Here is a 26,462-nt window from a genome sequence, read left to right on the forward strand (position 1 = left end):
GAGAGTGATACTTGAATGGAAAAGAAACGGAAGAGAGAACCTTGGTTGTTTTTGCTGCCGGTTCTTGTGGTTTTACTTTTGTTGTTCGGCTATCCGCTGATCAATAGTATTGTGATGGCTTTTCAGAATTATAAACTGACAGCTCCGAATGATATTTACTTTAACGGATTTGAGAATTTTAAAAAACTATTCGGAGATCCGGATGGTTTGATGATCTTGAAAAACTCGATCATTTATGTTGTGATTTCCGTAGCAGGTCAGTTTCTGCTGGGATTGACTCTTGCCCTTGCATTGAAAAAACAGTTCAAAGGAAGAGGACTTTATCAGTCCATCGTATTTTTGCCGTGGGCTTTTTCCGGTTTCGTGGTTGGTCTCATTTTCCGGTGGTCATTCAACGGAGAATACGGTGTTGTGAACAATCTTCTGATGAAGCTGGGAATCATAGACAATAATATAGCATGGCTTGGGACGCCGGGATATTCGTTGGCGGTTGTGATCATTGCGATGATCTGGATGGGGATTCCGTTCTTTGCGATCATGATACTTGCCGCACTGCAATCCATTCCGGCAGATGTATACGAGGCGGCGGATGTGGACGGATGTGGAACGGTACGTCAATTTTTCCAGATCACGCTTCCTTATATCAAACCGACATTGATCACAACGGTGCTTTTGCGGACGATCTGGATCTTTAACTCACTTGATCTGGTCGTGATCATTACGGACGGAGGACCGGCAAACTCTTCACAGACGCTTCCGGCATATATGTATTCTAAGGCGTTTGGCTCGTATGATTTTGGATTTGCAGCGGCACTTGGCGTAATGTTGATGATCATACTTGGTCTTTATGCGCTGATATTCTTAAAGGTTACGAAATATGATAAGGCAGGTGATTTTTAATGAGCAGGAAAACAAAAAATGCAATCGGAACGACCATCCGTGTTTTAGTTTTAGTTTTTTTCTTTCTGTTGGTTGTACTGCCGATATATTGGATCGTGATCACTTCATTTAAGACCAGCGGCGAGATTCTGGATCTGAACAACATTACTTTTTTCCCGAAAGATTTTACGTTGGAGAACTACACGGGTTTGTTTGAACAGTTTCATTACGGAGTGCTCTTAAAGAACAGCTTGCTCGTGTCGGTGGCATCTGCGCTTGTTGTTACGGTATTCTCTATGTTGGGAGGATACTCTCTGGCGCGTTATAAATTCAGAGGAAAACAGACGGTTGTTTTATTTTTTCTGATCACACAGATGATTCCGGGAATTTTGGTCATTATTCCGTTATATATCATTTTCTCGAAGCTTGGGATGATCAATACACATATCGGTTTGTTTATTTACTATGTAACTGTGAACCTGCCGTTCTGTGTCATTACGATGCGGAGTTTCTTTGAGAGGATTCCGATCACGTTGGAGGAAGCTGCCAAAGTGGATGGATGCACGAAAATGCAGTCACTTTTTAAAATTGTATTTCCGATCATGTTCCCGGGAATCGTATCGGTATTCGTATTTGGATTTATCGGCGCATGGAATGAACTGATCGCGGGATCTATTTTTATAAGTACACCGGAGATGTGGACGATTCCGGTAGGTTTGAAAACACTGATCGGAAAATATAACGTTGAATGGGGACTTTTGATGGCCGGAGGTGTGATGGCATTGATCCCTACGGCGTTGATGTTCGCGGTGATGCAGAAATTTATCGTGGAGGGAATGACGGCGGGAGCAGTCAAAGAATAAACAGGGGGTACAAGGTGAACAGATATGAAATGAAACAGCAGATGCTTTGTCCGGACAAGGAGGCAAGAAATAAAACCAGATGGTGGTGGTATGGCTGTGCCGTTGAAAAAGAGGAAATCTGCCGGGAACTGGATTATATGGAAGAAGCAGGGATCGGCGGCGTCGAACTGCAGATTTTATATCCGTTGGAGGCAGATGACGAAAAAAAGGGAATTCGGAATTATGATTATCTTTCACCGGAATTTATGGAACTGATACGGTTTGCCGCAGATGAAGCAGAGGTCAGGGGGATGCAGTTTGACCTGACGTTGGGGTCTTCCTGGCCTTTTGGCGGACCGTTTGTACCGGAAGAACTGAGCGGACAAAGTGTGCTTCCCTTTTCAATAGATGTGGAGGGACCGTGCAGATTCTCGAAAGATCTGACAACGGTCGTTTACGGCAAAGTTGTCGGAGCTGTTATGGGGAAAATGGAACACGCGCAGATGCTGCCGGAATCCATGAAAGATATCCTGGACAGGGTGAAAGATAAATACTTATTTAACTGGCCATGGGGAACGGAAATCGGAGAAATCGAAGTTCCTGAGGGGCTGCATAAGATTGTTTTGTTTGTATCCACTGATAAAAAGCAGCAGGTTTTAAAGCCGCTCCGGGGCGGAGACGGGCTGATCGTCGATCACAATCGAAAAGAGTCTTTAAGAAAATTTCTGGAGTATGGCGGCGATCCGATCATAGAAGCTGTCGGCGCGAAGAAGATCCGAAATATATTTTGTGATTCGATCGAAGTATTCGGACATAATTGGACAGATATTTTATATGAAGAATTCCGGAAAAGAAGAGGGTATGAACTCAGACCTTATATTTATGCGCTGTGGGGCGAGATTAAAAATATGACAGAGCAGGTCCGATATGATTTTCAGAAGACAATGGCAGAATTGACTGTGGAGAATTTCTTTCGGGAATTGACAAAATGGTGTCATGAGAAAGGGACGCTTTCGCGTATACAGGCACACGGCACATGGGGCGATGTTCTTCAGGCGTATGGAGCGGCGGATATCCCGGAGGGCGAAACATTTTCAGCGTTTGACAGATATGAGGTAAATACGATACATCGACGGCTGGCTGTTTCGGCAGGACATATTTACGGGAAGCCGATCATTTCAAATGAATCGTTTACGTGGCTGCGTTTTCCGAGGTTTGTAGTGACGCTTGAGCAGATCAAAGCGGCTGCGGACAGTATTTTTCTGGATGGGGTCAATCAGATCGTAAATCATGGGTATAGTTACAGCAAAGCGGATGCAGGCGAGGACATGCTGGCTTTTTATGCGTCGACAAATATCAATCACACGAATACGTGGTGGAAATATTATAAGATGATCAGTATTTACATCAATCGTGTATGTGATTTTATGCAGAGAGGAAAACCGGTGGTCTCCACGGCGATTTATCTGCCGCAGCATGATATATGGGCGGAGATGCCGATCGCAGACACCCATATGTGCATGAAATTAAATGAAAGACTGGAAACAGCTTGTGTGGATGGCATACACAAGGCAGGCTACTGGTTTGATTATGTCAATGACGATGTATTAATGAATTGGGAATGTTATGGATATGATACATTACTTCTGATCGAATGTGACAGGATTCCTGTGGCTGTTATGAAAAAAATTCAGGAATTTGCAGACAGTGGAAGAACTGTGATTGCGGCGGAAAAACTTCCGGAGAAATCTTGCGGACTTTTAAATTGTATACAAAATACAGAAGAAATCAGGGGAATCGGGGAGAAGCTGAAAGCGAGAGAGAATGTGATCATTACGAAAGATAAATCAGTCTCGCTTTTAGAGGCGCTGAGAAGTGCAAAGAAGCCGGATGTGATGATACAGAATCATTCGGATATTGTTGGATATGTACATCGAAAAACTAAGAAAGAAGATATTTATTTTATTTCCAATGTATCGGAGAATGCGTGTGCAGAAAAGATTTTGTTTTTCGGTATGTCAGATGATTTCTGTGTATTCGATCCGATGAACGGAAAAGAAAAGGCGGTAAGAAAATACAAAAAAACGGAAGACCGAGTGGAAGTCGATCTTGAGATCGAGGCATATCAATCTTTGATCTTTGTATTTAGTAAGGAGATGGATGCGCCGACCGTGGAGGCGGTGAAAGCTCAAAAACCGGAAATACTGGATATTTCTCATGGCTGGACGCTTCAGGTGGAGCAAGCAGGATTTGAGAAAACATATGAAAGGCTTGTTAGCTGGGAACAGGAGCAGGAACTTAAATTCTATTCCGGAACCGGGCGTTATATCAAAAAGATACAGATCGCAACAGACCAGTGGGAGCAGATGGAACATGCAGCAACGGTCGTTCTGAGGTTGGAGCATATTGGTGAGACGGCAGAAATTCGGATCAATGGGAAGTTGGCAGATGTGATCATCAAACATCCTTATGAAGCGGATATTACAGGATTGCTGAAAAAAGGGGAAAATACGATTGAGATCCGGGCAGTCAATTTGCTGATCAACCGAATGATCGATCCGGGGTATCCGGAAAGAGTGGAAAAGAAACCTGTGATCGAAAGGTGGCCGTATGAGACAGGAAGTCTGGAGCAGTGCAGAAAGGAAAGACTGTTTAACTGGCGTGAAAGAGAGATGATAGAAGAACCATTGCCATCGGGCATTTGGGGAACTGTACAGATTCTTTTTTAGGAATAAAAGAGAGTAGGAAGTGGAGTCTTTTTGCAGGAACGCATAGAAAGGAGAAACCGTTATGAGCAGTGAAAATACAATGTGGGCACTTGTCAAAGAAAAAGCCGAACCGGGACTTTGGCTGAAAAAAGTCGAGATCCCGAAAGTCGGTAAAAATGAAGTGAAGATCAAGATCTTAAAAACTTCTATCTGCGGAACAGACGTACATATTTATAATTGGAATCAATGGGCACAGGACACAATTCCGATCGGATTGACGGCAGGGCATGAGTATGTAGGTGAGATCGTGGAGATCGGTGAGAATGTAGAGGGCTTTCATATCGGAGAAAAAGTGTCGGGAGAGGGACATATTGTATGCGGAAAATGCCGGAATTGCCTGGCCGGTCAGCCGCATTTATGCAGGAATACGCAAGGAGTAGGTGTCAACAGAAACGGTGCATTTGCGGAATATCTTGTTATTCCGGCTACCAATGTATGGAAATGTTCGCCGACGATCCCGGAAGAACTGTATTCTTGTTTTGATCCTTTCGGAAATGCGGTTCACACGGCATTGTCTTTTAATATGGTAGGCGAGGACGTTTTGATCACAGGTGCGGGTCCGATCGGAATTATGGCGGCTGCGATCAGCAGACATGTCGGAGCACGGCATGTTGTCATCACGGATATGAATGAGTACCGTCTGGATCTGGCAAGAAAAATGGGGGCGACACGGGCAGTAAACATCGGAAAAGAAACACTGAAAGATGTCATGGCAGAACTGCATATGAAAGAAGGCTTTGATGTTGGTCTTGAGATGTCCGGAAATGAAGCCGGTTTTAATGATATGGTCAATAATATGAAAAACGGAGGAAAGATCGCACTTCTCGGGTTACAGAAATCGGATGCGCGGATTGATTGGACAAAGGTGATCTTTAACGGATTGACCTTGAAAGGGATTTATGGACGAGAGATGTGGGAAACTTGGTATAAGATGGATACGATGCTGCAGAGTGGTCTGGATATTTCCAAGATCATCACCCATAGATTTGACATACGGGATTACGAAAAAGGCTTTGCGATCATGAACAGCGGGAATTCAGGAAAAGTTGTATTAGATTGGACTTCACTTTATGAAAATAGAGGATTCTGAAAGGAAAGGTATCGGTTTATGAAGAGAGAAGATGTTTTAAAGTTTTATGCGGATGAAGTAGAAGAGATTAAAAATGCCGGTCTTTTAAAAGGAGAAAGTCCGATCACGTCTCCTCAGGGGGCAAAAGTAGTCCTGCAGGACGGAAGAGAAGTCATCAATATGTGTGCGAATAATTATCTCGGGCTTGCCAATGATCAAAGAGTGATCGAGGCGGCAGTCCGATCATATCAAGAACGGGGATACGGACTTTCTTCCGTGAGATTTATCTGCGGAACGCAGGATGTGCACAAGAAATTAGAAGAAACGATCAGCAGATTTTTAGGTATGGAAGACACGATCTTGTATTCTTCCTGCTTTGACGCGAACGGAGGTCTTTTTGAAACGATTCTCACGGCGGAGGATGCGGTGATCAGTGATGAGCTGAATCATGCGAGTATTATTGACGGAGTTCGTCTGTGTAAGGCGAAACGTTATCGTTATAAAAACAATGACATGGCAGATCTGCGGGCACAGTTGGAGGCTGCGGATGCGGCGGGGGCAAGGATCAAGCTGATCGCAACGGACGGAGTGTTTTCTATGGATGGGATCATTGCAGATTTGAAAGGAATCTGTGATCTCGCGGATGAATTTCAGGCGCTTGTTATGGTAGATGACAGCCATGCAGCCGGATTTGTAGGAAGTACCGGACGGGGAACTGCCGAATATTGTGGCGTAACGGGAAGAGTGGATATTATCACGGGAACGTTAGGAAAAGCATTGGGCGGTGCATCCGGTGGTTATACAAGCGGAAGAAAAGAGATTGTCGATCTTTTACGTCAGAGAAGCAGACCATATCTTTTCTCAAATACATTAGCGCCTGCCATTGCGGGGGCAAGTATCGAAGTGTTCAGGATATTGGAACAAGATACTTCTCTTCGTGATCATTTGGAAAGTCTGACATCTTATTACAGAGAGCAGTTGACAGAGGCCGGATTTGACATCATCGACGGAGTGCATCCGATTGTGCCGATCATGCTGTATGATGAAAAGACGGCGGCGGCAATGGCAGCGAGAATGATGGAAAAAGGTGTATATGTCGTTGCATTTTCCTATCCGGTCGTTCCGAGAGGAAAGGCAAGGATCAGAACACAGGTCAGCGCGGCACATACAAAAGAAGATATAGATTATATTGTAAAGTGTTTTAAAGAAGTAAGAGAAGAATTAGGTTTGTAGAAAGCCGTTTACCTAAAAGAACAATCTCCCGGAAAATCCGATTTTTCATATCTGATTTTCCGGGAGATTGTTTAAAGTTGTTTTTTCATCCTCCGACAGAGCAGGATCCCGGTCAGCAGAAGCACCGGGAAAATGATCGCGGCAAGGATTCCGGCTTTTAAGTTGTCGTTCAGGCTGCTGGAGATCAGTCCGACCAGAGTCGGCCCGCCGGAGCAGCCGACGTCGCCGCCGAGTGCGAGCAGGGCGAACATTGCGGTTCCGCCGCGGCGGAGCGCCTGGGAGGCTTTACTGAACGTTCCCGGCCACATGATACCGACGGACAGTCCGCAGACGGCGCATGCCGCGAGGCTGACAAGCGGAACCGGGATCAGGGAGATCCCGAGGTACGAAAGGATACAGAGCAGGCTGCTGAAGATCATAAACCGATCCAGATCGATCCGGTCGCCGTATTTTCCGTAAAAGAAACGGGACGCTCCCATCAGGATCGCAAACGCCATCGGTCCGGCAAGATCTCCCAGTGTTTTTGTGATACCGAGCGCCTGTTCCGCAAATGTGGATGCCCACTGGCTGACCGCCTGTTCGCTTGCTCCGGCGCAGACCATCATGATAAACAGAACCCAGAAGAGCTTCATGCCCAGGAGGTCTTTCATCCGCAGACCGGATTCGCCCTCCGGCAGAAGTGGGGCGATTGGAACTTTTGTAAATGCCAATGCGTTTGCGAGCGGAATGACTGCCCAGATGACGGCGAGGATCTTCCAGTTGGAGATGCCGACAATATAAAAATAAAGCGTTGACAGGGCGACAACGCCGACATGTCCCCAGCAATAAAAAGAATGGAGCATACTCATTGCTTTTTCTTTGTGGTCGGACGGACAGGCTTCCACGATCGGGCTGACGAGTACTTCCAAAAGTCCGCCTCCGATAGCGTAAACGACCACGGCAGTCAGGATCCCGAGGAAAGAGGAACTCATGACTTCCGGCAGGATGGTCAAAAGAACCAGTCCGGCTGCGGAGCAGAGATGCGCGATCACCATGGAAGCACGGTAACCGATCTTGTCCACAAATTTTACCGACAGCAGATCGACGAAAAGCTGCACACCGAAATTGATCGTCACAAGCAGTGTGATCTGGGATAACGGTATCTGATACGTCCGCTCAAATGTCAGAAAAAGCAGCGGCACAAAATTATTGATAATCGCCTGTACGATGTAGCCGACAAAGCAGGCGGTGATGGTTTTGTTGTATTGTTTGTTCAAGTTGAGAAACCCTCCTCTTTATATTTTTTCTCACGCTGTTTCCGGCGTGAACGATAACGTCAAAGGGATTATATCACAATATATCACAATATTTCTATTCTTTCATTAGACAAATTTTCAAAGATACGGTAAAATATCGCAGGAAGAATAAAAGGAAGAGAGAAAGATGATGAACAAGACACAAGTGAGAAATTCGCTTCTGCTTTTGCTGACCGCCACGATCTGGGGCGTGGCGTTTGTAGCGCAGAGCGTAGGAATGGATTATGTGGGTCCGTTTACATTTAATATGGTAAGGAGCCTGATCGGAGGAATCGTACTGATTCCCTGCATTTTTCTGCTCGGGCGGCTCAATTCCCCGGAAAAGTATATGCAGAAAGAAAAGGCAAAAGTAGGAATTTTAAATGACAGAGCTTCAAAAGCCGACGAGCGGAAAACACTGCTGAAAGGCGGGATCTGCTGCGGGATCCTTTTTTCGCTGGCAACGAATATCCAGCAGATCGGCATCCAGTATACGACGGTTGGGAGAGCCGGATTTATCACCGCCTGCTATATCGTAATTGTTCCGATCCTCGGAATGGTATTTTTTCATAAGAAGAGCCGGGCGCTGATCTGGGGAGCGGTCGCGCTGGCGCTGGTCGGTCTGTATCTGCTCTGTATGACCGATGACTTCGGAATCGGGAAAGGAGATATACTTGTACTGATCTGTTCTGTCTTATTTTCCCTCCATATTCTGGTGATCGATCATTTTTCGCCGAAAGTGGATGGTGTGAAAATGGCGTGTATCCAGTTTTTGGTCTGCGCGGTCTTTTCGGCTGTTCCGGCATTTTTGACCGAGACGATCCGGATCAGCGGACTTTTGGCAGCGTGGGCGCCGATCCTGTATGCGGGTGTGCTTTCCTGCGGTGTGGCATATACGCTCCAGATCATCGGACAGAAAAATATGAACCCGACCGTCGCGTCTTTGATCCTGAGTCTGGAATCCTGCATTTCGGTGCTGGCAGGCTGGGTGATCCTCGGGCAGAAACTGACCGCGCGGGAAATATTGGGCTGTGTCTTGATGTTCGGTGCGATCGTGCTGGCGCAGATGCCGGAAAAACGGCGCGGAAACTGACGGATACGGATATGCAGGGACAGACCGGCATCAGGGAATAGAAGAAAAATAGAAGAAACAGATTTTGCGCATAAATAAGAATTAGGATTCATAGGTATTACAGAGAACGGGCGTGCAGAGGTGCAAATGCAGGTTCGAATCAGACATCAGACCTATGGAATCCTGATTTTTTTTGGACTGATTTTTGGGGGAATGTGGATGCTGACAGGCTGTATCTCCACAGTCCGGGAGACAAAGCGGATCGGGGAACCGGAATTTGAGATCGTGGAAAAAGACGCGGTGCCGGAAGAATTTGCCCGCGTGATCCGGGAAGAGCGGGAGAAACCGTTCTGTCTGACTTATGCGGATCAGGGCGAACTGTATCTTGCCCGAGGCTATGGAAGACAGGACAAAACCGGGTACAGCGTGGAAGTGTCCGAATTGTATGAGACGGAAAATGCGGTCGTGTTCCATACAAGGCTGATGGGGCCGGAAAAGAGCGAAAAGACGAAAGAGATCGCGACGTACCCGTATGTCGTAGTAAGAATGAAAGACGGGAAAAAATCGGTGGAATTTGATTGAGGAGGAGTATATGGAACTGATACAGAGACAGGTACATTATACGCAGGAGGGGAAACGGACGTTTGACCAGTTTTATGTGGATGAGGATTATAATGTCCCGGATACGAAAGAGGACGTAAAGCAGATCGTTCAGGGAAAGGGAAATGTAAAAGTCGAGGATCTGCGGCTTGTGGAGAATTATCTGCGTGTTTCGGGGAAATTATATTTTCAGATCCTGTATGTGACGGACAACGCGGAAAATGCGCCCGCCGTTTTGGAGGGAAAGATCCCGTTTGAAGAAATGGTCTATATTGAGGGGGACGACGCCGGACAGTATTTTATACAGAATGTGCGGACCGAATTTACAGCGACGCTGGTACATTCCCGCAAGGTGGGGATCCGTGCGCTTGTGGAAATGGAGATCGGTATGGAAAAACTGGCGGATGAGGAGACAACGACCGATCTGGAAAGCCAAGTATCGGTTTACAAAAAATTTCGTCCGGTCCATCTGCTGGAACTGCATACAATGAAGAAAGATACATACCGGATCAAGGAGGAGATCACGCTGCCCGGAACAAAGGAGAGTGTCGGACAGCTTCTTTTGACCGACGTAAGCAGCCGGAAACTGGAAATCCGTCCGGGGCAGGACGAAATGCTCCTGACCGGAGAACTTCTCGTATTCTGTATGTACCGTTCCGAAGAGGGAAAGACAGACTGGCTGGAACAGAGCGTGCCGTACGAGGGCAGGATCTCCTGCGACGGCGTGGAGGAATCGATGTATTATTCGGTACAGAGTACGCTGGACGATCCGCTCGTCGATGTGCGGCTGGATGAGGATGGAGAAATGCGGATCCTCGGGATCGAGGGGACGATGAACCTGCGGATGAACATTTACCGGGAAGAAGAACTTTCCTTGCTGGAAGATGTGTATTCGCTGGAACAGAACTGTAAGTTTGAGACGCGGGAAGCCGTCTACGAAGAACTGCTGATCCAGAATCATTCCAAATGTAAAGTTTCCGAAAAACTTTTGCTTCCGGAACTGAAAGATGATGTGCTGCAGATCTGCCACAGTGAGGGAGAAATGCAGGTGGAGCATATGGAACAGACCGCGCAGGGAATGCAGGTCGAGGGGATCCTGCATCTGACGTTTCTGTATCTTCGCGCGGACGATGTGATCCCGTTTGGAAGTTGGAGCGGAATGATCCCGTTCTCATGGCTTCTGGAATGTCCGAACATGACCGAGGATGCGCGGCATCATATTACCTGGCATGTGGAACAGTTGTCGGTCGGACTGGCGGGCAGCGAGGCGGTGGAAGTCAAGGCGGTGCTCGCATTTGACACATTTATGCGGAATCCGGTGTTCATGAACGTGATCACGGATGTGGAGTTTGAGCCGGTTTCAATGGAAGAGGTGGAAAAACGTCCCGGAATCGTCGGATATGTCGTAAAAGACGGCGATGATCTCTGGAGTCTGGCAAAACGTTATATGACGACGGAAGAGGGAATAAGAAAGGTGAACGGGATCGAAGCCGGAGAACCAAAAGCGGGGGATAAATTATTGATTTTTAAAGAGAATATGAGTATACTGTAAAAAGAAAATAAAGTATAATGTATACAAGATACAAAAGGTCAAATATACAGAAGAAATTCAGATAAAGGGGAACACACATGAGACAAATCGAGCTGAAAGCACTTGCCAAGATCAATCTGGGGCTGGATGTTCTTGGCAGAAGAGAGAATGGGTATCACGATGTACGGATGGTCATGCAGTCGATTTATCTGTATGACGATGTAAAGATCGAGCGGAAAGAAGAACCGGGGATCGAGATCGAGACGAATCTGTTCTTCCTGCCCACGGGAGAGGGAAATATCGCGTACAAAGCAGCGGATCTTCTGATCCGGGAATTTGACATCAAAGAGGGCGTCCGCATCACATTGAAAAAGCATATCCCGGTAGCTGCGGGAATGGCAGGAGGAAGTTCCAACGCCGCGGCGGTACTTTTTGGAATGAACCGGCTGTTCGGACTGAAATTGTCCCGGGAAGAGCTGATGGAGCGGGGCGTAAAGTTAGGCGCGGATGTGCCGTACTGCATTATGCGGGGAACCGTGCTGGCGGAGGGGATCGGTGAGGAATTAAGCGTGCTTCCGGCGATGCCGAAATGTACGGTACTGATCGCAAAACCTCCGATCAGTGTTTCGACAAAAGTCGTTTATGAGGCGCTGGATTCCTCGGAGATCCGGAAGCATCCGGACATTGACGGACTGCTTGCAGGACTGGAAAAAGGCGATCTGCACGAGATCGCGGCGCACATGGGAAATGTCTTGGAAGACGTGACGATCCCGATGCATCCGGTGATCGATGAGATCAAGCGGGAGATGACAGACGCCGGCGCGCTGAACGCGATGATGAGCGGCAGCGGTCCGACGGTCTTCGGATTGTTTGAAAATAAGATGGAAGCAAGAAAAGCACAGGAGAGGATCCGCACAAAAGGGCTGGCAAAACAGGTTTATGTGACTAATATCCACAGTGCGAGAAGGGACTAGAAGATGGAGTTGAATTTTACAGTAAAAATGGATGAATATCTTCCGCTTCGCGACGTCGTGTTCAATACACTGCGCGAGGCAATCCTGCGCGGGGAATTAAAGCCGGGCGAGCGTCTGATGGAGATCCAGCTTGCGAATAAGCTCGGAGTGAGCCGGACGCCAATCCGCGAAGCGATCCGCAAACTGGAACTGGAGGGACTTGTACTGATGATCCCGCGAAAGGGAGCGGAGGTTGCGCAGATCACGGAGAAGAGTCTGCGGGACGTGCTGGAAGTGAGGAGAGCACTGGAAAATCTGGCGGTACAGTTGGCCTGCCTCAGGATGTCTCCGCAGACGCTTGCGGATCTGAAAGCGGCGGCGAGAGCATTTGAAGAAATCTTAGGGGGCGAAGACGTGACTGCGGTTGCGGAGGCGGATGTGGCGTTTCACGATGTGATCTACATGGCGACGGACAATCAGAGACTGATCTCGCTTCTGAACAATCTGCGGGAACAGATGTACCGTTACCGCGTGGAATATCTGAAAAAGAAAGAATGCCACAAACAGCTTTTATGGGAACATCAGGAGATCATCCGTGCGATCGAAGCAGGGGAGATCGACGTGGCGACAAAGATCACGGAACAGCATATCGACAATCAGGTGGAGGCGGTGAGCGATGCACTGCGCCATCTGGAGGAAAATCAGTTCCGGCATGTATAATCCGGCACAGGCGGGCAATACTCCCACTATCAGAAAGAAATACGATGGAGGGAGTTGTTACATATGCTTGGAAAGAAAAGTGACGGAGGACAAAAGTCAGAGAGGGAGCAAAGAGCAGATGCGGTGATCTGCTTTCTTTCGCTTCTGATCGCGGCACTTTTGACCGGGATGATCACATGGCGGATCGATCAGGGAGCGGAGGCAAAACTGCAGGAACATCTTGCGGGAGAAGTGCTCCGCTTTCATGTGCTTGCGAACAGTGACAGTGAAGAAGATCAGACGCTGAAATTAAAGGTGCGGGATGCGGTACTGGATACGATGGAAGCTGCACTTCCGAAAGGGCTGGATGTGGAAGCGACAAAAGAATGGGCAAGGACGCATACGGATGGGATCCGGGCGGCGGCAGAGCGCACGATCCGGGAAAACGGATATGACTATCCGGTCAGCGCCGCGGTGACGACCAGCTATTTCCCGGACAAGACTTATGGGGATGTGACATTTCCGGCAGGAAATTACACGGCGCTCCGGGTGGAGATCGGAGAGGCGAAAGGGCAGAATTGGTGGTGTGTGCTCTATCCGAATCTCTGCTTTTTGGATGCGGTGAATGCTGTTGTCCCCGAGGAGGGAAAACAAAAGCTGGAGCAGGTACTGACCGAGGAAGAATACCGGCAGGTGACTGCGGGCGGAAAATTTGAAATCCGGTTCAAACTGCCGGAACTTCTTGGATCACTGTGAATACACCGGATCACAGTGAATACAATAGAGAAAAAGAACGATAAAGATACGAAGGTGTGGATATATGACAGAGTTTTTGGTGAAACATTTTGTAAAAGATTACGAACATGTGGAAAAGGTGTCCGTTCGTACCGCCTACGGTGTGTTGGCGAGTATCGTGGGCATCTTTTGTAATGTGTTTTTGTTTGTGGTAAAATTTGCGGTCGGGCTGGTCGCGCACAGCGTGTCGGTCATGGCGGATGCGTTCAATAACTTGTCGGATGCGGGTTCCTCGATCATCAGTTTCGTGGGGGTGAAGATGGCGGAGAAGCCGGCGGACGAAGATCATCCGTTCGGACACGGGCGGATCGAATATATCGCGGCGCTGGTCGTGTCGTTTATCGTTCTGGAAGTGGGATTTACATTTTTTAAAGATTCTCTCGGAAAGATCCGGACGCCGCAGGAGATCAATTTCCGGATGATCTCCGTTGTGATCCTGTTATTGTCTATCGGCGTCAAATTATGGCTTGGACTGTTCAACCGGAAGCTGGGAGAAAAGATCGATTCCAAGGTGATGAAAGCCGTGTTTGCCGATTCTATGGGCGATGTGCTGGCGACGACGTCAACGGTCGTGTCGCTTGTTTTATTTTCTTTGACAGGGATCAATGTGGACGGGATCGTGGGAGTCGGCGTGGCGCTTGTTGTCATGTGGGCAGGAGTCGGGATCGCGAAAGATACGCTGGAGCCGCTGATCGGCGAGGCGGTGGATCCGGAAGTCTACCAGAAGATCAAGCATTTTGTGGAAAAATATGACGGCATCGAGGGAACCCATGATCTGATCGTTCACAATTACGGTCCGAACCGGAGTATGGCGTCGATCCACGCGGAAGTCCCGAACAATGTGGATATCGAGACGTCCCACGAAGTGATCGACCGGATCGAGCGGGATGCGGTTGAGGAATTGGGAATCTTTCTTGTCGTACATATGGATCCGATCGAGACAAAGAATCCGGAAGTGCTTCAGATCCGCGAGGACGCTTATCAGGTGATGAAAGAAACCGACCCGGCATGCAGTCTTCATGATTTCCGCGTCGTGCACGGAAAGGACCGGATCAATCTGATCTTTGACATGGTCGTTCCGCGGGAATATGACGAAGAGAAAAAGAACGATGTGAAAGCACGTTTCTGTGATACGATGAAACAGAAAGATGGGCGGTACGAATTTGTGATCACGATGGAACATTCTTTTGTGGCGGAAGAAAAAGAAGAAGAGTAAAAGTAAGAAAAAGGAAGAAAAACAGAAAATACAGAAAGGGAGCATGCGGCATGTATTATACAATAGAGGGAAGAATCCGATACAGCGAGATCGATCATCACGGAACGGTGACTTTGCCGGGGATCATCAATTATTTTCAGGACTGCAGTACGTTCCAGTCGGAAGACATCGGCGAGGGGCGGGCTAAGCTTGCAAAAAAGAAGCGGGCGTGGATCTTGTCGTACTGGCAAGTGATCGTGGACCGTTATCCGAAGATGGGCGAAAAGATCACAGTGGGGACGTTTTCCTCCGGATTCCAGGGGCTTTTCGGAAAGCGGAATTTTGTGATGAAAGACGAGCGAGGGCAGCAGGTGGCATGCGCCCATTCACTCTGGGTATATCTGGATGTGGAGAGCGGTCGTCCGGTGCGTCCGGATCAGGAAGAAATCGACGCATACGGGGAGGAGCCGCCGCTTGAGATGCCGTATGAGGGGCGGAAGATTGTACTTCCGAAAGAGACAAAAGATCTCCCGGTATTTCCGGTGCGCAAATATCATATTGATACGAATGAACATGTGAATAACTGTCAGTATGTACAGATGGCGCTGGAAGTGCTTCCCGAAGAAATACAGGTGCATAAGCTCCGGGTAGATTACAAGAAGTCGGCGGTGCTTGGTGACAGGATCTTTCCGAAATATGCGAAAGAAGAAGACCGGGTCGTCGTGGAACTGTGCGATGAGGGCGGAAAAGCCTATGCGGTCGTGGAATTCGCTTGACAGCCGCTTCCGGTAGCGGATATAATGAATTGTAACGGAAAGAAGTGACTACACCAGAACTCGTATTCTTACAACAGGATAAGATTACGGGTTCTTTTTGGGAAAATGTCAAAGCGTATCGGGAGGAAAAGAAGATGAAGTATGACGTGATTATTATCGGAGCCGGACCGGGCGGGATTTTTTCGGCGTATGAACTGGTGAAAAAGAATGCGGATCTCAAGATCGCAGTGTTTGAAGCGGGTAATCCACTTGAGAAGCGCCGTTGTCCGATCGACGGGGACAAGGTGAAGAGCTGTATCGGATGCAAGACTTGTGCGATCATGAGCGGATTCGGCGGAGCAGGTGCATTTTCCGATGGAAAATATAATATCACCAATGCATTCGGAGGAACGTTGTATGAGCATATCGGCAGAAAGCCGGCCATCGACCTGATGAAGTATGTGGACGAGATCAATGTATCCCATGGCGGTGAGGGCACGAAGATGTATTCCACAGCGGGAAGCAAGTTTAAGAAATTATGTATGCAGAATCAGCTGAATCTTCTGGATGCTTCGGTGCGGCATCTCGGAACGGACATCAATTATGTGGTGCTGGAAAATATATATGAAGAACTGAAAGAGAAAGTATCGTTCTTTTTCAACTGTAATGTAGATCGCATCGAAGTGCTTGAGGACGGATACCGCGTACACCACAAAGGCGGAGCGGATGAGTGCGAGCGCTGCGTGATCTCGGTCGGAAGAAGCGGAAGCAAGTGGATGCAGGAAGTCTGTAAAGAGCTTAAGATCCCGACTTTGTCGAACCGTGTCGATCTGGGCGTGCGTGTGGAGATCCCGGCGGAGATCTTCTCCCATCTGACCGATGAACTTTATGAGAGCAAGATCGTTTACCGAACAGAGAAATTTGAGGATAATGTGCGTACGTTCTGTATGAACCCGCACGGAATCGTTGTAAATGAAAATACAAACGGGATCGTGACGGTCAACGGTCACAGCTACGAAGATGCGGAGAAGCAGACGGAGAACACGAACTTCGCCCTGCTTGTGGCAAAACATTTCTCCGAGCCGTTTAAAGACAGCAACGGTTACGGCGAGAGTATCGCACGGCTTTCCAATATGCTCGGCGGCGGTGTCATCGTACAGCGTTTCGGAGACCTGATCCGCGGAAGACGGAGCAATGAGAAGCGGATCGAGGAGGGACTTGTCCGTCCGACACTGGCGGCAACTCCGGGAGATTTGAGCCTCGTCCTGCCGAAACGTATCATGGACGGCATCATCGAGATGATTTATGCATTGGACAAGATCGCACCGGGTACGGCAAACGACGATACATTGCTTTACGGTGTAGAAGTAAAGTTCTATAATATGGAAGTGGAGATCGACGAGAATCTCGAGACGCGCTACAAAGGTCTGTATGTGATCGGAGACGGAAGCGGCGTGACCCATTCCCTCTCCCATGCATCAGCCAGCGGCGTGCATGTGGCAAGACATATTGCAGAACAGATCGGCTGACCGACCGGCGAAAGGAGAGCCGCAGATCCAAACAGCGGATGCGTGAAAATAAGCGAAAAAGATAAGGGAGCAAAAGCGATGAGTGCAGAAAAGATGACAGACGAAAAACGAAAAATTTTGGGACAGCTTCGGATGACGGAGGCGCTGTATGTGCTGATGTCGGATTTCACAAGAATGCCGTTTGTAGAGTGCAGCGAAGAAAATTACGATGACGAGGTATTTGTCTATTTTCAGGAAGAAGATGCGAAAAAAGAGGCGGAACGCCGTTGTGAGAAGAACGAAAAAGTACACGTTGTGAAGATCGCTTCCAAGTTTTTGCTTCCGTTTTATACAAGCCTGTTTCCGATGGGAGTCAATTGTATCTGCATCGGAAAAGGAACCGGAAAAGAGCAGGAGGTCCAGCTTCATGAGTTGATCACGAGAAACCGCGAGGAAGCTGAAAAGCAGGGAATCCCGTTGATCGAGAATCCGGAACTTCATCTGACGGCGCTGTATTTTATCCAGAAACTGCGCGCCCTCGGCGAACCGAAGATGACCGAGGAATTGAAAGAACTGAACGAGGAGATGATGGCACACTATATGCGCGGACGTTACATCCTCGGCGTGACGGAGAAGAATGCGGTTCCGATCCTCAAGCAGAAAGACGGAAGAGTTTTACAGCCGATCTTTACTGACATGCAGGAGTTTATGAAATTCCAGAATGTCAATCGAAACGAAAAAATGAAGACAGCCGTGGTGGAAGCGGCAAAACTTCCGGAACTGATCACAAAAGAGGCGATCGGCGTGACGGTCAACCCGTTCGGCGTCAATCTGGTGCTCCAGCTTCCGGGAAGAGCAAAACCAAACAACTAAGAAACCGGCGCCAGCGTACAAAGAACGTTTTGCCCCTTGTACACCGACGCTGCGAAAAACGGAAATACAAACAGGAGATCATATCGCGTATGAAATTAGGAGAAAAGCAAGTTCTGACAGTCGTAAAAACCGTAGATTTCGGAGTGTATCTGGGAAGCGAGACCGAGCGGGTATTGCTTCCGAAGAAGCAGGTTCCGTCAGGGATCGAAGTCGGAGATCCGATCGAAGTCTTTTTATACAAAGATTCCTCAGACCGGATCATCGCGACAACGCGGGAACCGAAACTGACGTTGGGGAAACTGGCGGTGCTGGAAGTCGCAGATACGAACCGGATGGGGGCGTTTCTGGACTGGGGGCTGGAAAAAGACCTGTTTCTGCCGTTCCGACAGCAGACAGCAAAAGTAAAGAAAGGCGACCGTTGCCTTTGTACCCTTTACATCGATAAGAGTGAGCGGCTTTGTGCGACGATGAAAGTCTACCATATGCTGCGGACGGATTCTCCGTATCAGAAAGACGATCGTGTACAGGGGATCATTTATGACACAAGCGAAGAATTCGGCGTATTTGTTGCGGTGGACAATTGTTATTCTGCAAGGATCCCGAAAAAAGACGTGATCGGAACGATGAAAGTCGGAGACGTGGTGGAAGCCCGTGTCACGGCAGTCAAAGAGGATGGAAAGCTGGACTTGAGCGTTCGCAGAAAGATTCCGGAACAGATGGAGGGCGACGCCGAATATATCCTGCAGAGTATCAGACGGCGCGGCGGAAGCCTGCCGTTTACGGACAAATCCGATCCGGAACAGATCAAACGGGAACTGGGCATGAGCAAGGCTGCATTTAAACGTGCGGTGGGACGGCTTTTGAAGCAAGGAAAGATTGAGATCCAGGCATCACGAATTGTAGAAAAATAAGCTTTGGATAAGCAAAAATATGGCAAAATTGTTCTTGCAATCCGGGGAAAATAAGCTATAATGAAAGCGTAGCAGATAAGAAGGAATTGAGAAAGGAGTTTTCGATATGAAAGTACAGAATATTACAGACATAGAAGCTTTTTTTAAAGCCGTTGACGAGTGCAAAGGCAGAGTAGAACTGGTGACGGGAGAGGGAGACAGACTGAACCTGAAATCCAAGCTTTCCCAGTATGTATCGATGGCGAATATTTTCTCCAATGGTGAGATCCCGGAGCTTGAGATCATCGCATACGAGAAAGAAGATACAGACCGTCTGATCGGATTTATGATCAACGGAGAGTAATTGACGAAAGAGATGCGTTTCGTTAGAAACACATGTTAGATACAAAGGGTACAGGAGGGCAGTTCTCAGATGGGGACCGCCCTTTTTTCAGGAGGCACAGCATGAATTTTGCACATTTGCATGTCCATACAGAATATAGTCTTTTGGATGGTTCAAACAAGATCAAAGAATATGTCGGGCGGGTGAAAGAACTCGGGATGAACAGCGCGGCGATCACCGATCATGGCGTGATGTACGGCGTGATCGATTTTTATCGTGCGGCGAAAGCAGCCGGCATCAAACCGATCCTCGGATGCGAGGTCTATGTGGCGCCCAACTCCCGGTTTGACAGAGAACTTGCCGGAGGGGAAGACCGATACTATCATCTGGTTCTGTTGGCGGAGAATAACACCGGGTACGCGAATCTGATGAAGATCGTTTCCAAAGGATTTGTGGAGGGATATTATTACAAGCCGCGGGTGGATAAGGAAGTACTCAGGACTTACAGCGAGGGGATCATTGCGCTGAGCGCGTGTCTGGCAGGGGAAGTACAGCGCTATATATCGAAAGGGCTGTATGACGAAGCGAAGAACAAGGCGCTGGAATATGAAGAGATCTTCGGAAAAGGGAATTATTTTCTGGAGCTGCAGGATCACGGAATCCCGGAGCAGGCGTTTGTGAATCAGAAGCTGATGCAGATGTCGGAAGAGCTGGGCATTGAACTGGTGGCGACGAATGATGTGCATTACACATATGCCGAGGATGAGAAACCACACGATATCCTGCTCTGCATCCAGACCGGAAAGAAGCTTGCCGACGAGAACCGTATGCGTTACGAGGGCGGACAGTATTATGTGAAATCGCCGGAACAGATGGCGGCGCTGTTCCCATATGCGCTGCAGGCATTGGAGAATACGCAGAAGATTGCGGACCGGTGCAATGTGGAGATCGAATTCGGAGTCACGAAGCTGCCGAAATATGAAGTGCCGGACGGCATGACTTCATGGGAATATCTGAATAAGCTTTGTTTTGAGGGATTGGAGCGTCGGTACGGGAATCCGGGCGAGGAGTTAAAAGAACGTCTGACGTATGAATTGGATACGATCCACAATATGGGGTATGTAGATTATTTCCTGATCGTGTGGGACTTTATCAATTATGCAAAAACCCATGGGATCGCGGTCGGACCGGGGCGTGGATCGGCGGCCGGAAGTATCGTGTCCTATTGTCTGGAGATCACGGACATCGACCCGATCCGGTATCAGCTCCTGTTTGAGCGTTTCCTGAATCCGGAACGTGTCACGATGCCCGATATCGACGTGGATTTTTGTTATGAACGCCGGCAGGAAGTGATCGATTATGTGGTGAGAAAATACGGAAAAGACCGGGTCGTTCAGATCGTCACATTTGGTACGCTGGCGGCGCGGGGCGTGATCCGGGATGTGGGGCGCGTGATGGATCTGCCGTATGCGTTTGTGGATTCGATCGCAAAAATGATCCCGCAGGAATTGAACATCACGATCGACAAAGCGTTAAAGATGAATCCGGAGCTGCGCAAGAGCTATGAGAGTGACGAGCAGGTGAAGTATCTGATCGATATGTCGCGAAGACTGGAGGGACTGCCGCGCCACAGCTCGATGCATGCGGCCGGCGTTGTCATCAGTCAGAAGTCGGTGGATGAATATGTACCGCTTTCCCGCGCATCCGACGGTTCGATCACAACCCAGTTTACGATGACGACATTGGAAGAGCTGGGACTTTTGAAAATGGATTTCCTCGGACTCCGTACGCTGACCGTGATCCAGAATGCCGTGAAAATGGCAAAGAAACGTATGCCGGATCTGGACATCGACAAGATCGATTATAACGATCAGGATGTGCTGGATTATATCGGAACGGGAAAGACCGACGGGATCTTCCAGATCGAGAGCGCGGGGATGAAAAGCTTTATGAAAGAGCTGAAGCCACACAGTCTGGAAGACATCATCGCCGGGATCTCCCTGTACCGTCCGGGACCGATGGATTTTATTCCGCAGTATATCAAAGGAAAAAATGATGCAAATTCGATCACATACGACTGCCCGCAGTTAGAACCGATCCTTGCGCCGACTTACGGCTGTATCGTGTATCAGGAACAGGTGATGCAGATCGTGCGGGATCTGGCGGGGTATACGCTCGGGCGAAGCGATCTTCTCCGCCGTGCGATGTCGAAGAAAAAGGCGGATGTGATGCAGAAAGAGCGCCAGATCTTTGTTTATGGCGACGAAGAGAACGGCGTTCCGGGATGTATCAAAAACGGGATCGATGAGAAGACGGCGAACAAGATCTATGATGAAATGATCGATTTTGCCAAGTATGCGTTCAATAAATCCCATGCCGCTGCATACGCGGTCGTGGCGTATCAGACCGCATTTTTGAAATACTATTATCCGGTAGAATTTATGGCGGCGCTGATGACTTCCGTGATTGAAAATCCGCCGAAAGTGGCAGAATATATTTATGCATGCCGGCATATGGACATTAAGATCCTGCCGCCGGACATCAACCGCGGCGTGGCGGATTTTTCCGTGGACGAGGGCTGCATCCGGTACGGTCTGATGGCGATCAAAGGCGTGGGACGTCCGGTCATCGATGTGATCGTAAAGGATCGGGAGGAATTTGGTCCGTTTAAGAATCTGGAAGATTTTATCACGCGGATCTCGATGAAAGATACGATGAACAAGCGCGTGATCGAGAGCTTTATCAAAGCCGGAGCGCTGGACTGTCTCGGCGGAACGCGAAAACAGTTTATGAGCATCTATATCCGGATCGTGGAGCATGTGAGCCAGGAGAAGAAATATGCGATGACTGGGCAGATGACGCTGTTCGATCTGGTGGAAGACGACCAGAAGAGTGAGTTTGAGATCAAACTGCCGGATGTCGGAGAGTACGCCAAAGAGACGAGCCTTGCTTTTGAAAAAGAAGTGCTCGGAATCTACATCAGCGGGCATCCGCTGGAGGCATATGAGGAGACGTGGAAGAGGAATATTTCCGCCACAACGGCGGATTTTCAGCCGGACGAAGAAACCGGACGCGCGAAAGTCCGGGACGGGGCAAAAGAGATCGTCGGCGGGATGATCACCGAGAAGACTGTGAAAGCGACGAAAACCAATCAGATGATGGCGTTCCTTACCGTGGAAGATCTGCTCGGAACAGTGGAGATCGTCGTATTCCCGCGGGACTATGAGAAAAACCGGGAATATCTCGAGGTGGATCAGAAAGTATTTGTCAAAGGACGGGTGTCAGAGGAAGAGGAAAAGGCGAGCAAGCTGATCTGTGAGAAGATCATTCCGTTTGAGCGGACGAAAAAAGAACTCTGGATCCAGTTCCCGGACAAAGCGGCTTACATGGAACAGGAACCGATCGTATTCGGATATCTTGCCGACTCCGAGGGCGATGATGAAGTCGTGATCTACTGCCAGCAGGAGCGCGCAGTAAAGCGGCTTCCGCGCAATCGAAATATCCGGATCGATCCGCAGATCCTTGGAAGGCTGATGAATCATTTTGGAGAAAAGCGCGTAAAAGTGGTGGAAAAGACTATTGAAAACAAAATATAAATAGGGTAGAATAGTACGAAAGTGTTAAAAAATATGCAAACTTTCTTACTCTCAGTCGAAGAGCCGCATATAGACGGCTATTTGCTGTGAGCGGCAAAAAAAGGATTATTTAGAAAGGCGGAAACAAAAATGGCAGAAGATAAGAAAAAAGTTATTTTAGATGAAATCGAAGATACTGTGCGTACGATCGGCGTATTGACTAGCGGCGGAGACGCACCGGGAATGAACGCGGCGATCCGTGCCGTAGTCAGAGTTGCGCTTTCCAAAGGACTGAAAGTACGCGGGATCAGAAGAGGATTCCACGGACTTCTGCGCGAGGAGATCATCGATCTGTCCGCACGCGACGTATCCGATACGATCCAGCGTGGAGGCACGATCCTCCAGACTGCGCGTTGTCAGGAGATGCGCACGGAAGAGGGACAGCAGAAAGCGGCTGCGATCTGTAAAAAATATGGAATCGACGGTCTGATCGTCATCGGCGGAGACGGCTCTTTTGCGGGAGCGCAGAAGCTTGCAAATCTGGGCGTGCGTACGGTCGGGATTCCGGGAACGATCGATCTGGACATTGCATGTACCGATTATACGATCGGATTTGATACGGCTGTAAATACTGCGATGGAAGCGATCGACAAGATCCGTGATACATCCACATCCCATGAGCGGTGCAGTATCATCGAGGTTATGGGACGCGACGCGGGATACCTTGCGCTCTGGTGTGGTATCGCCAACGGTGCGGAGCGTATTCTGATGCCGGAAGAGCATGACTACAATGAAGAAGAACTGATCAAAGATATTCTGCTGAACAAAAAACGCGGAAAGAAGAACTACATCATCATCAACGCGGAGGGAATCGGCGATTCTCTGAATATGGCAAAGAGAATCGAAGAGGCAACCGGAATCGAGACAAGAGCTTCGATCATCGGACACATGCAGCGTGGAGGAAGCCCGACATGTAAGGATCGTGTGTATGCGTCTACAATGGGTGCGATGGCAGTAGAACTGCTCTGTGACGGAAAGACCAATCGCGTGATCGGATATAGAGACGGCAAATTTGTTGACTATGATATCAACGAAGCATTGTCGATGAAGAAAGAAATTTCAGCGTACCAGTACGAGATCGCAAAGACTCTGGCGCTGTAAGAACCGAGTGGAAAGCCCGGAGAGAGGATATGGGTGTGGAAAGTAAGAAGTCGGCGCCGATCGGCGTGTTCGATTCAGGAGTCGGCGGACTGACCGTTGTACGGGAGATTGTCCGTCAGCTTCCAAATGAGAATATTGTATATTTCGGAGATACGGCGAGAGTTCCTTACGGAAGCAAATCCCGCCAGACGATCATCCGGTTTTCGGAGCAGATCATCCGTTTTTTAAAAACGAAAGAGGTCAAAGCGATCGTGATCGCCTGCAATACCGCTAGTGCGCTGGCTCTCGACGCGGTGCGCGATGAGTACGACATTCCGATCCTCGGGGTAGTCGTGCCGGGAGCACGGGCAGCGGTGGAAGCGACCGTGAACAAAAAAGTCGGCGTCGTGGGAACCGATGCGACCGTGCAGAGCGGCGTTTATACAAAGACGATCCGGGAGATGGATCCGGCGGTGGAAGTAATCGAGAAAGCCTGTCCGCTGTTTGTTCCGCTTGTGGAAGAGGGGTTCAAAGAGCATGTGGTGACGCGGGAGATCATCGAGTATTATCTGGAATCCATGCGGGCGACGGATATCGACGCGATGATCTTAGGCTGTACGCATTATCCGCTTTTACGCTCCAAAATCCGGGCATATCTCGGCGACCGGATCCAGATCGTGAATCCGGCGTATGAGACGGCAATGGATCTGCGTGCGCTGTTAAAAGAACAGGCGATGGAAAATGACGGGACAGAGGACCGGAAAAGCCACTATGAGTTTTTTGTCAGCGACGCGGCGGAGAAATTCCGCAAGTTCGCCAATACGGTGATGCCGTTTGATGTTCCGGAGACAAATGTAGTGAATATAGAGGGATATTAAAGCAGGATGACGAAAGAAGTACTTGTGCGCATAGCAGGTCTGCATTTTGATCTGAAAGAAAATGGTGAAACGGATCTTCAGGAGGCAGAAGACGAAAAGATCGAGATCGTCGTTCCGGGACAGTATTTTCTGAAAAACGGGAAGCATTATATTTTGTATGAAGAAATCGAAGAATCCGGTCTCGGTGTGACGAAGAATACGCTGAAAGTGACTGGGGATTACCGGGTAGAGATGAAGAAATCCGGCGTGCTGACGAGCTATATGGTTTTTGAAAAAGGGAAGAAGTACGTGTCTTCTTATAAAACTCCGTACGGACAGATGCAGATCGGGACAGACACGAAAGAACTGACGATAATTTCGGAAGAAGAGAAAATACGGATCTTTGTGCGTTATACGCTGGAGGCAGAGGATGAGGCGGTTGCCGAAAGCAGGATCCGGATCGAGGTCGTTCCGCGGGAATGCGCGTTTCCTGCCTGAAAGACAGCGTACGGTTTTCTTTATGTAAAATGTTTATTCTGACGGAGAACCGCCAATAATAGGAGGTAAACAATATGAGAATCATTGAGGCAAAGGATTACAAAGAACTGAGCAAACAGGCGGCAAACATCATTGCGGCACAGATCGTTATGAAACCGGACTGTGTACTGGGGCTGGCGACCGGTTCTTCACCGATCGGCACATACGATCAGCTTGTGGAGAAGTATGAGAACGGAGATCTGGATTTCTCAAAGGTTTCTTCTGTAAACCTGGACGAATACAGAGGGCTGGATCACGAGAATGACCAGAGCTATTACTACTTTATGCATGAGCACCTGTTTGACCGCGTCAATATTGATGCAGAGAACACCAACGTGCCGGACGGAACAAACCCGGACGCCGAGGCTGAGTGCAAGAGATATGAGGAACTGATCCGTTCATACGGCGGTGTGGATCTGCAGCTTCTCGGACTGGGACACAACGGACACATCGGCTTCAATGAGCCGGCTCCGATATTCGAGAAAGAGACACATTGCGTGGATCTGACAGAGAGTACGATCGAGGCAAACAAACGCTTCTTTGCTTCCGCAGACGATGTGCCGAAGCAGGCGTATACGATGGGGATCGGAACGATCATGCGTGCAAAGAAGATTCTGGTCGTAGTCAGCGGCGCGGATAAAGCGGACATTGTTGCGAAAGCATTTTTCGGAGATGTGACACCGGAAGTGCCGGCTTCGATCCTCCAGATGCACCCGGATGTAACGATCGTCGGAGACGCAGAAGCGCTTGCAAAGATCCCGCGCTAGACAATCGTCTATGTAAATGATGTGTGAAAGTTGTATTTTCTAAAAAAAGAATAAAAATTCTAAAAGAAAACTATCATCAATATAACGAAAAAATAAAACAATGGTTGACTTCCTTTGTATAATTTGTTATAGTGTGCATATGAAGCGAGACAACTGAAGAGACACGAATGGATTGTTACTGTAAGGCAGGCAAAACCAGTTTTCACAGACCCAACATGATCGCTGGGTTTGTAGAACTGGTTTTTATTATTTTTCGGAAGATCCATGTTCAAAATCTCTTTGGAAAAGCTGATGAGAAAGACCGGGA

The 26,462-nt window shown here is 48.6% G+C and carries 23 protein-coding genes; 22 read left to right on the forward strand and 1 reads right to left on the reverse strand.

The window, feature by feature from the left end; translation table 11 throughout:
• The first annotated feature begins 15 nt into the window (after positions 1 to 15).
• From I2H87_RS11875 to I2H87_RS11895, 5 genes are all read left to right on the forward strand, one after another.
• Entirely contained in the window at positions 16 to 900 is an 885-nt protein-coding gene (locus I2H87_RS11875; RefSeq protein ID WP_009266922.1) for a carbohydrate ABC transporter permease, read from the forward strand.
• Complete coding sequence (locus I2H87_RS11880) at positions 900 to 1,742, forward strand: carbohydrate ABC transporter permease (protein WP_022152359.1); 843 nt, start codon at positions 900 to 902, stop codon at positions 1,740 to 1,742. The genes I2H87_RS11875 and I2H87_RS11880 overlap by 1 nt, the downstream gene beginning before the upstream one ends.
• Positions 1,743 to 1,756: 14 nt before the next feature.
• Positions 1,757 to 4,450: a glycosyl hydrolase gene (locus I2H87_RS11885; RefSeq protein ID WP_330611582.1), complete on the forward strand. Its 2,694-nt coding sequence runs from the start codon at positions 1,757 to 1,759 to the stop codon at positions 4,448 to 4,450.
• Positions 4,451 to 4,511: 61 nt separating this feature from the next.
• Complete coding sequence (tdh, locus tag I2H87_RS11890) at positions 4,512 to 5,579, forward strand: L-threonine 3-dehydrogenase (protein ID WP_022152358.1); 1,068 nt, start codon at positions 4,512 to 4,514, stop codon at positions 5,577 to 5,579.
• Positions 5,580 to 5,597: 18 nt separating this feature from the next.
• Positions 5,598 to 6,791, forward strand: coding sequence for a glycine C-acetyltransferase (locus I2H87_RS11895; protein WP_195610103.1), 1,194 nt, complete (start codon positions 5,598 to 5,600; stop codon positions 6,789 to 6,791).
• Positions 6,792 to 6,862: 71 nt separating this feature from the next.
• Here the strand turns inward: I2H87_RS11895 and I2H87_RS11900 are convergent, their stop codons facing one another.
• Positions 6,863 to 8,047, reverse strand: coding sequence for an MFS transporter (locus I2H87_RS11900; protein ID WP_195610104.1), 1,185 nt, complete (start codon positions 8,045 to 8,047; stop codon positions 6,863 to 6,865).
• Positions 8,048 to 8,213: 166 nt separating this feature from the next.
• On the opposite strand from I2H87_RS11900, the gene I2H87_RS11905 reads away from it, so the two are divergent.
• From I2H87_RS11905 to nagB, 17 genes are all read left to right on the forward strand, one after another.
• Positions 8,214 to 9,158: a DMT family transporter gene (locus I2H87_RS11905; RefSeq protein ID WP_083460848.1), complete on the forward strand. Its 945-nt coding sequence runs from the start codon at positions 8,214 to 8,216 to the stop codon at positions 9,156 to 9,158.
• A gap of 126 nt (positions 9,159 to 9,284) precedes the next feature.
• A complete protein-coding gene (locus tag I2H87_RS11910; RefSeq protein WP_009266912.1) occupies positions 9,285 to 9,719 on the forward strand; it encodes a protease complex subunit PrcB family protein in 435 nt (144 codons plus the stop codon).
• Between the two features lie 10 nt (positions 9,720 to 9,729).
• Complete coding sequence (locus I2H87_RS11915) at positions 9,730 to 11,289, forward strand: DUF3794 and LysM peptidoglycan-binding domain-containing protein (RefSeq protein ID WP_054705330.1); 1,560 nt, start codon at positions 9,730 to 9,732, stop codon at positions 11,287 to 11,289.
• A 77-nt stretch (positions 11,290 to 11,366) separates the two neighbouring features.
• Positions 11,367 to 12,242 (forward strand): 4-(cytidine 5'-diphospho)-2-C-methyl-D-erythritol kinase, encoded by an 876-nt coding sequence (ispE, locus tag I2H87_RS11920; protein ID WP_054705332.1) that lies wholly within the window; start codon positions 11,367 to 11,369, stop codon positions 12,240 to 12,242.
• Between the two features lie 3 nt (positions 12,243 to 12,245).
• The gene (locus I2H87_RS11925; protein ID WP_009266909.1) at positions 12,246 to 12,941 is read left to right on the forward strand and encodes a GntR family transcriptional regulator; all 696 of its coding nucleotides are present in this window, start codon (positions 12,246 to 12,248) and stop codon (positions 12,939 to 12,941) included.
• 63 nt (positions 12,942 to 13,004) lie between these two features.
• Positions 13,005 to 13,676 (forward strand): stage II sporulation protein R, encoded by a 672-nt coding sequence (gene spoIIR / locus I2H87_RS11930; RefSeq protein ID WP_009266908.1) that lies wholly within the window; start codon positions 13,005 to 13,007, stop codon positions 13,674 to 13,676.
• Positions 13,677 to 13,740: 64 nt separating this feature from the next.
• A complete protein-coding gene (locus I2H87_RS11935; protein WP_022152353.1) occupies positions 13,741 to 14,931 on the forward strand; it encodes a cation diffusion facilitator family transporter in 1,191 nt (396 codons plus the stop codon).
• A 50-nt stretch (positions 14,932 to 14,981) separates the two neighbouring features.
• A complete protein-coding gene (locus I2H87_RS11940) occupies positions 14,982 to 15,686 on the forward strand; it encodes an acyl-[acyl-carrier-protein] thioesterase (protein WP_054705338.1) in 705 nt (234 codons plus the stop codon).
• A gap of 134 nt (positions 15,687 to 15,820) precedes the next feature.
• A complete protein-coding gene (locus I2H87_RS11945) occupies positions 15,821 to 17,194 on the forward strand; it encodes an NAD(P)/FAD-dependent oxidoreductase (RefSeq protein ID WP_054705341.1) in 1,374 nt (457 codons plus the stop codon).
• A 78-nt stretch (positions 17,195 to 17,272) separates the two neighbouring features.
• A complete protein-coding gene (locus I2H87_RS11950) occupies positions 17,273 to 18,046 on the forward strand; it encodes an SseB family protein (protein WP_009266904.1) in 774 nt (257 codons plus the stop codon).
• 89 nt (positions 18,047 to 18,135) lie between these two features.
• On the forward strand, positions 18,136 to 18,957 hold the full coding sequence (locus tag I2H87_RS11955; RefSeq protein ID WP_022152351.1) for a CvfB family protein: 822 nt from the start codon (positions 18,136 to 18,138) through the stop codon (positions 18,955 to 18,957).
• A gap of 106 nt (positions 18,958 to 19,063) precedes the next feature.
• Positions 19,064 to 19,300 carry a hypothetical protein gene (locus tag I2H87_RS11960; RefSeq protein ID WP_009266902.1) on the forward strand — a complete coding sequence of 79 codons (237 nt, stop codon included), beginning with the start codon at positions 19,064 to 19,066 and terminating at the stop codon, positions 19,298 to 19,300.
• 101 nt (positions 19,301 to 19,401) lie between these two features.
• Positions 19,402 to 22,875 (forward strand): DNA polymerase III subunit alpha, encoded by a 3,474-nt coding sequence (locus I2H87_RS11965; protein WP_054705344.1) that lies wholly within the window; start codon positions 19,402 to 19,404, stop codon positions 22,873 to 22,875.
• 129 nt (positions 22,876 to 23,004) lie between these two features.
• A complete protein-coding gene (pfkA, locus tag I2H87_RS11970) occupies positions 23,005 to 24,015 on the forward strand; it encodes a 6-phosphofructokinase (RefSeq protein ID WP_009266900.1) in 1,011 nt (336 codons plus the stop codon).
• Positions 24,016 to 24,044: 29 nt separating this feature from the next.
• Positions 24,045 to 24,872 carry a glutamate racemase gene (gene murI / locus I2H87_RS11975; protein WP_009266899.1) on the forward strand — a complete coding sequence of 276 codons (828 nt, stop codon included), beginning with the start codon at positions 24,045 to 24,047 and terminating at the stop codon, positions 24,870 to 24,872.
• 6 nt (positions 24,873 to 24,878) lie between these two features.
• Positions 24,879 to 25,349 carry a DUF1934 domain-containing protein gene (locus I2H87_RS11980; RefSeq protein WP_009266898.1) on the forward strand — a complete coding sequence of 157 codons (471 nt, stop codon included), beginning with the start codon at positions 24,879 to 24,881 and terminating at the stop codon, positions 25,347 to 25,349.
• Between the two features lie 74 nt (positions 25,350 to 25,423).
• The gene (nagB, locus tag I2H87_RS11985; RefSeq protein WP_009266897.1) at positions 25,424 to 26,155 is read left to right on the forward strand and encodes a glucosamine-6-phosphate deaminase; all 732 of its coding nucleotides are present in this window, start codon (positions 25,424 to 25,426) and stop codon (positions 26,153 to 26,155) included.
• The last annotated feature ends 307 nt before the right edge of the window (positions 26,156 to 26,462 follow it).

This window comes from Mediterraneibacter glycyrrhizinilyticus, assembly GCF_015560805.1.
Classification (GTDB): Bacteria; Bacillota; Clostridia; order Lachnospirales; family Lachnospiraceae; genus Schaedlerella; species Schaedlerella glycyrrhizinilytica_A.

Excerpts from the sequence above, each read along its gene's own strand:
- pfkA (WP_009266900.1), top strand. The coding sequence starts at position 23,005 with ATGGCAGAAGATAAGAAAAAAGTTATTTTAGATGAAATCGAAGATACT.
- I2H87_RS11910 (WP_009266912.1), top strand. The coding sequence starts at position 9,285 with ATGCAGGTTCGAATCAGACATCAGACCTATGGAATCCTGATTTTTTTT.
- I2H87_RS11880 (WP_022152359.1), top strand. The coding sequence starts at position 900 with ATGAGCAGGAAAACAAAAAATGCAATCGGAACGACCATCCGTGTTTTA.
- I2H87_RS11940 (WP_054705338.1), top strand. The coding sequence starts at position 14,982 with ATGTATTATACAATAGAGGGAAGAATCCGATACAGCGAGATCGATCAT.
- I2H87_RS11915 (WP_054705330.1), top strand. The coding sequence starts at position 9,730 with ATGGAACTGATACAGAGACAGGTACATTATACGCAGGAGGGGAAACGG.
- I2H87_RS11980 (WP_009266898.1), top strand. The coding sequence starts at position 24,879 with ATGACGAAAGAAGTACTTGTGCGCATAGCAGGTCTGCATTTTGATCTG.
- I2H87_RS11875 (WP_009266922.1), top strand. The coding sequence starts at position 16 with ATGGAAAAGAAACGGAAGAGAGAACCTTGGTTGTTTTTGCTGCCGGTT.
- nagB (WP_009266897.1), top strand. The coding sequence starts at position 25,424 with ATGAGAATCATTGAGGCAAAGGATTACAAAGAACTGAGCAAACAGGCG.
- I2H87_RS11895 (WP_195610103.1), top strand. The coding sequence starts at position 5,598 with ATGAAGAGAGAAGATGTTTTAAAGTTTTATGCGGATGAAGTAGAAGAG.
- tdh (WP_022152358.1), top strand. The coding sequence starts at position 4,512 with ATGAGCAGTGAAAATACAATGTGGGCACTTGTCAAAGAAAAAGCCGAA.
- spoIIR (WP_009266908.1), top strand. The coding sequence starts at position 13,005 with ATGCTTGGAAAGAAAAGTGACGGAGGACAAAAGTCAGAGAGGGAGCAA.
- murI (WP_009266899.1), top strand. The coding sequence starts at position 24,045 with ATGGGTGTGGAAAGTAAGAAGTCGGCGCCGATCGGCGTGTTCGATTCA.
- I2H87_RS11945 (WP_054705341.1), top strand. The coding sequence starts at position 15,821 with ATGAAGTATGACGTGATTATTATCGGAGCCGGACCGGGCGGGATTTTT.
- I2H87_RS11960 (WP_009266902.1), top strand. The coding sequence starts at position 19,064 with ATGAAAGTACAGAATATTACAGACATAGAAGCTTTTTTTAAAGCCGTT.
- I2H87_RS11935 (WP_022152353.1), top strand. The coding sequence starts at position 13,741 with ATGACAGAGTTTTTGGTGAAACATTTTGTAAAAGATTACGAACATGTG.
- I2H87_RS11905 (WP_083460848.1), top strand. The coding sequence starts at position 8,214 with ATGATGAACAAGACACAAGTGAGAAATTCGCTTCTGCTTTTGCTGACC.
- I2H87_RS11925 (WP_009266909.1), top strand. The coding sequence starts at position 12,246 with ATGGAGTTGAATTTTACAGTAAAAATGGATGAATATCTTCCGCTTCGC.
- ispE (WP_054705332.1), top strand. The coding sequence starts at position 11,367 with ATGAGACAAATCGAGCTGAAAGCACTTGCCAAGATCAATCTGGGGCTG.
- I2H87_RS11955 (WP_022152351.1), top strand. The coding sequence starts at position 18,136 with ATGAAATTAGGAGAAAAGCAAGTTCTGACAGTCGTAAAAACCGTAGAT.
- I2H87_RS11965 (WP_054705344.1), top strand. The coding sequence starts at position 19,402 with ATGAATTTTGCACATTTGCATGTCCATACAGAATATAGTCTTTTGGAT.
- I2H87_RS11950 (WP_009266904.1), top strand. The coding sequence starts at position 17,273 with ATGAGTGCAGAAAAGATGACAGACGAAAAACGAAAAATTTTGGGACAG.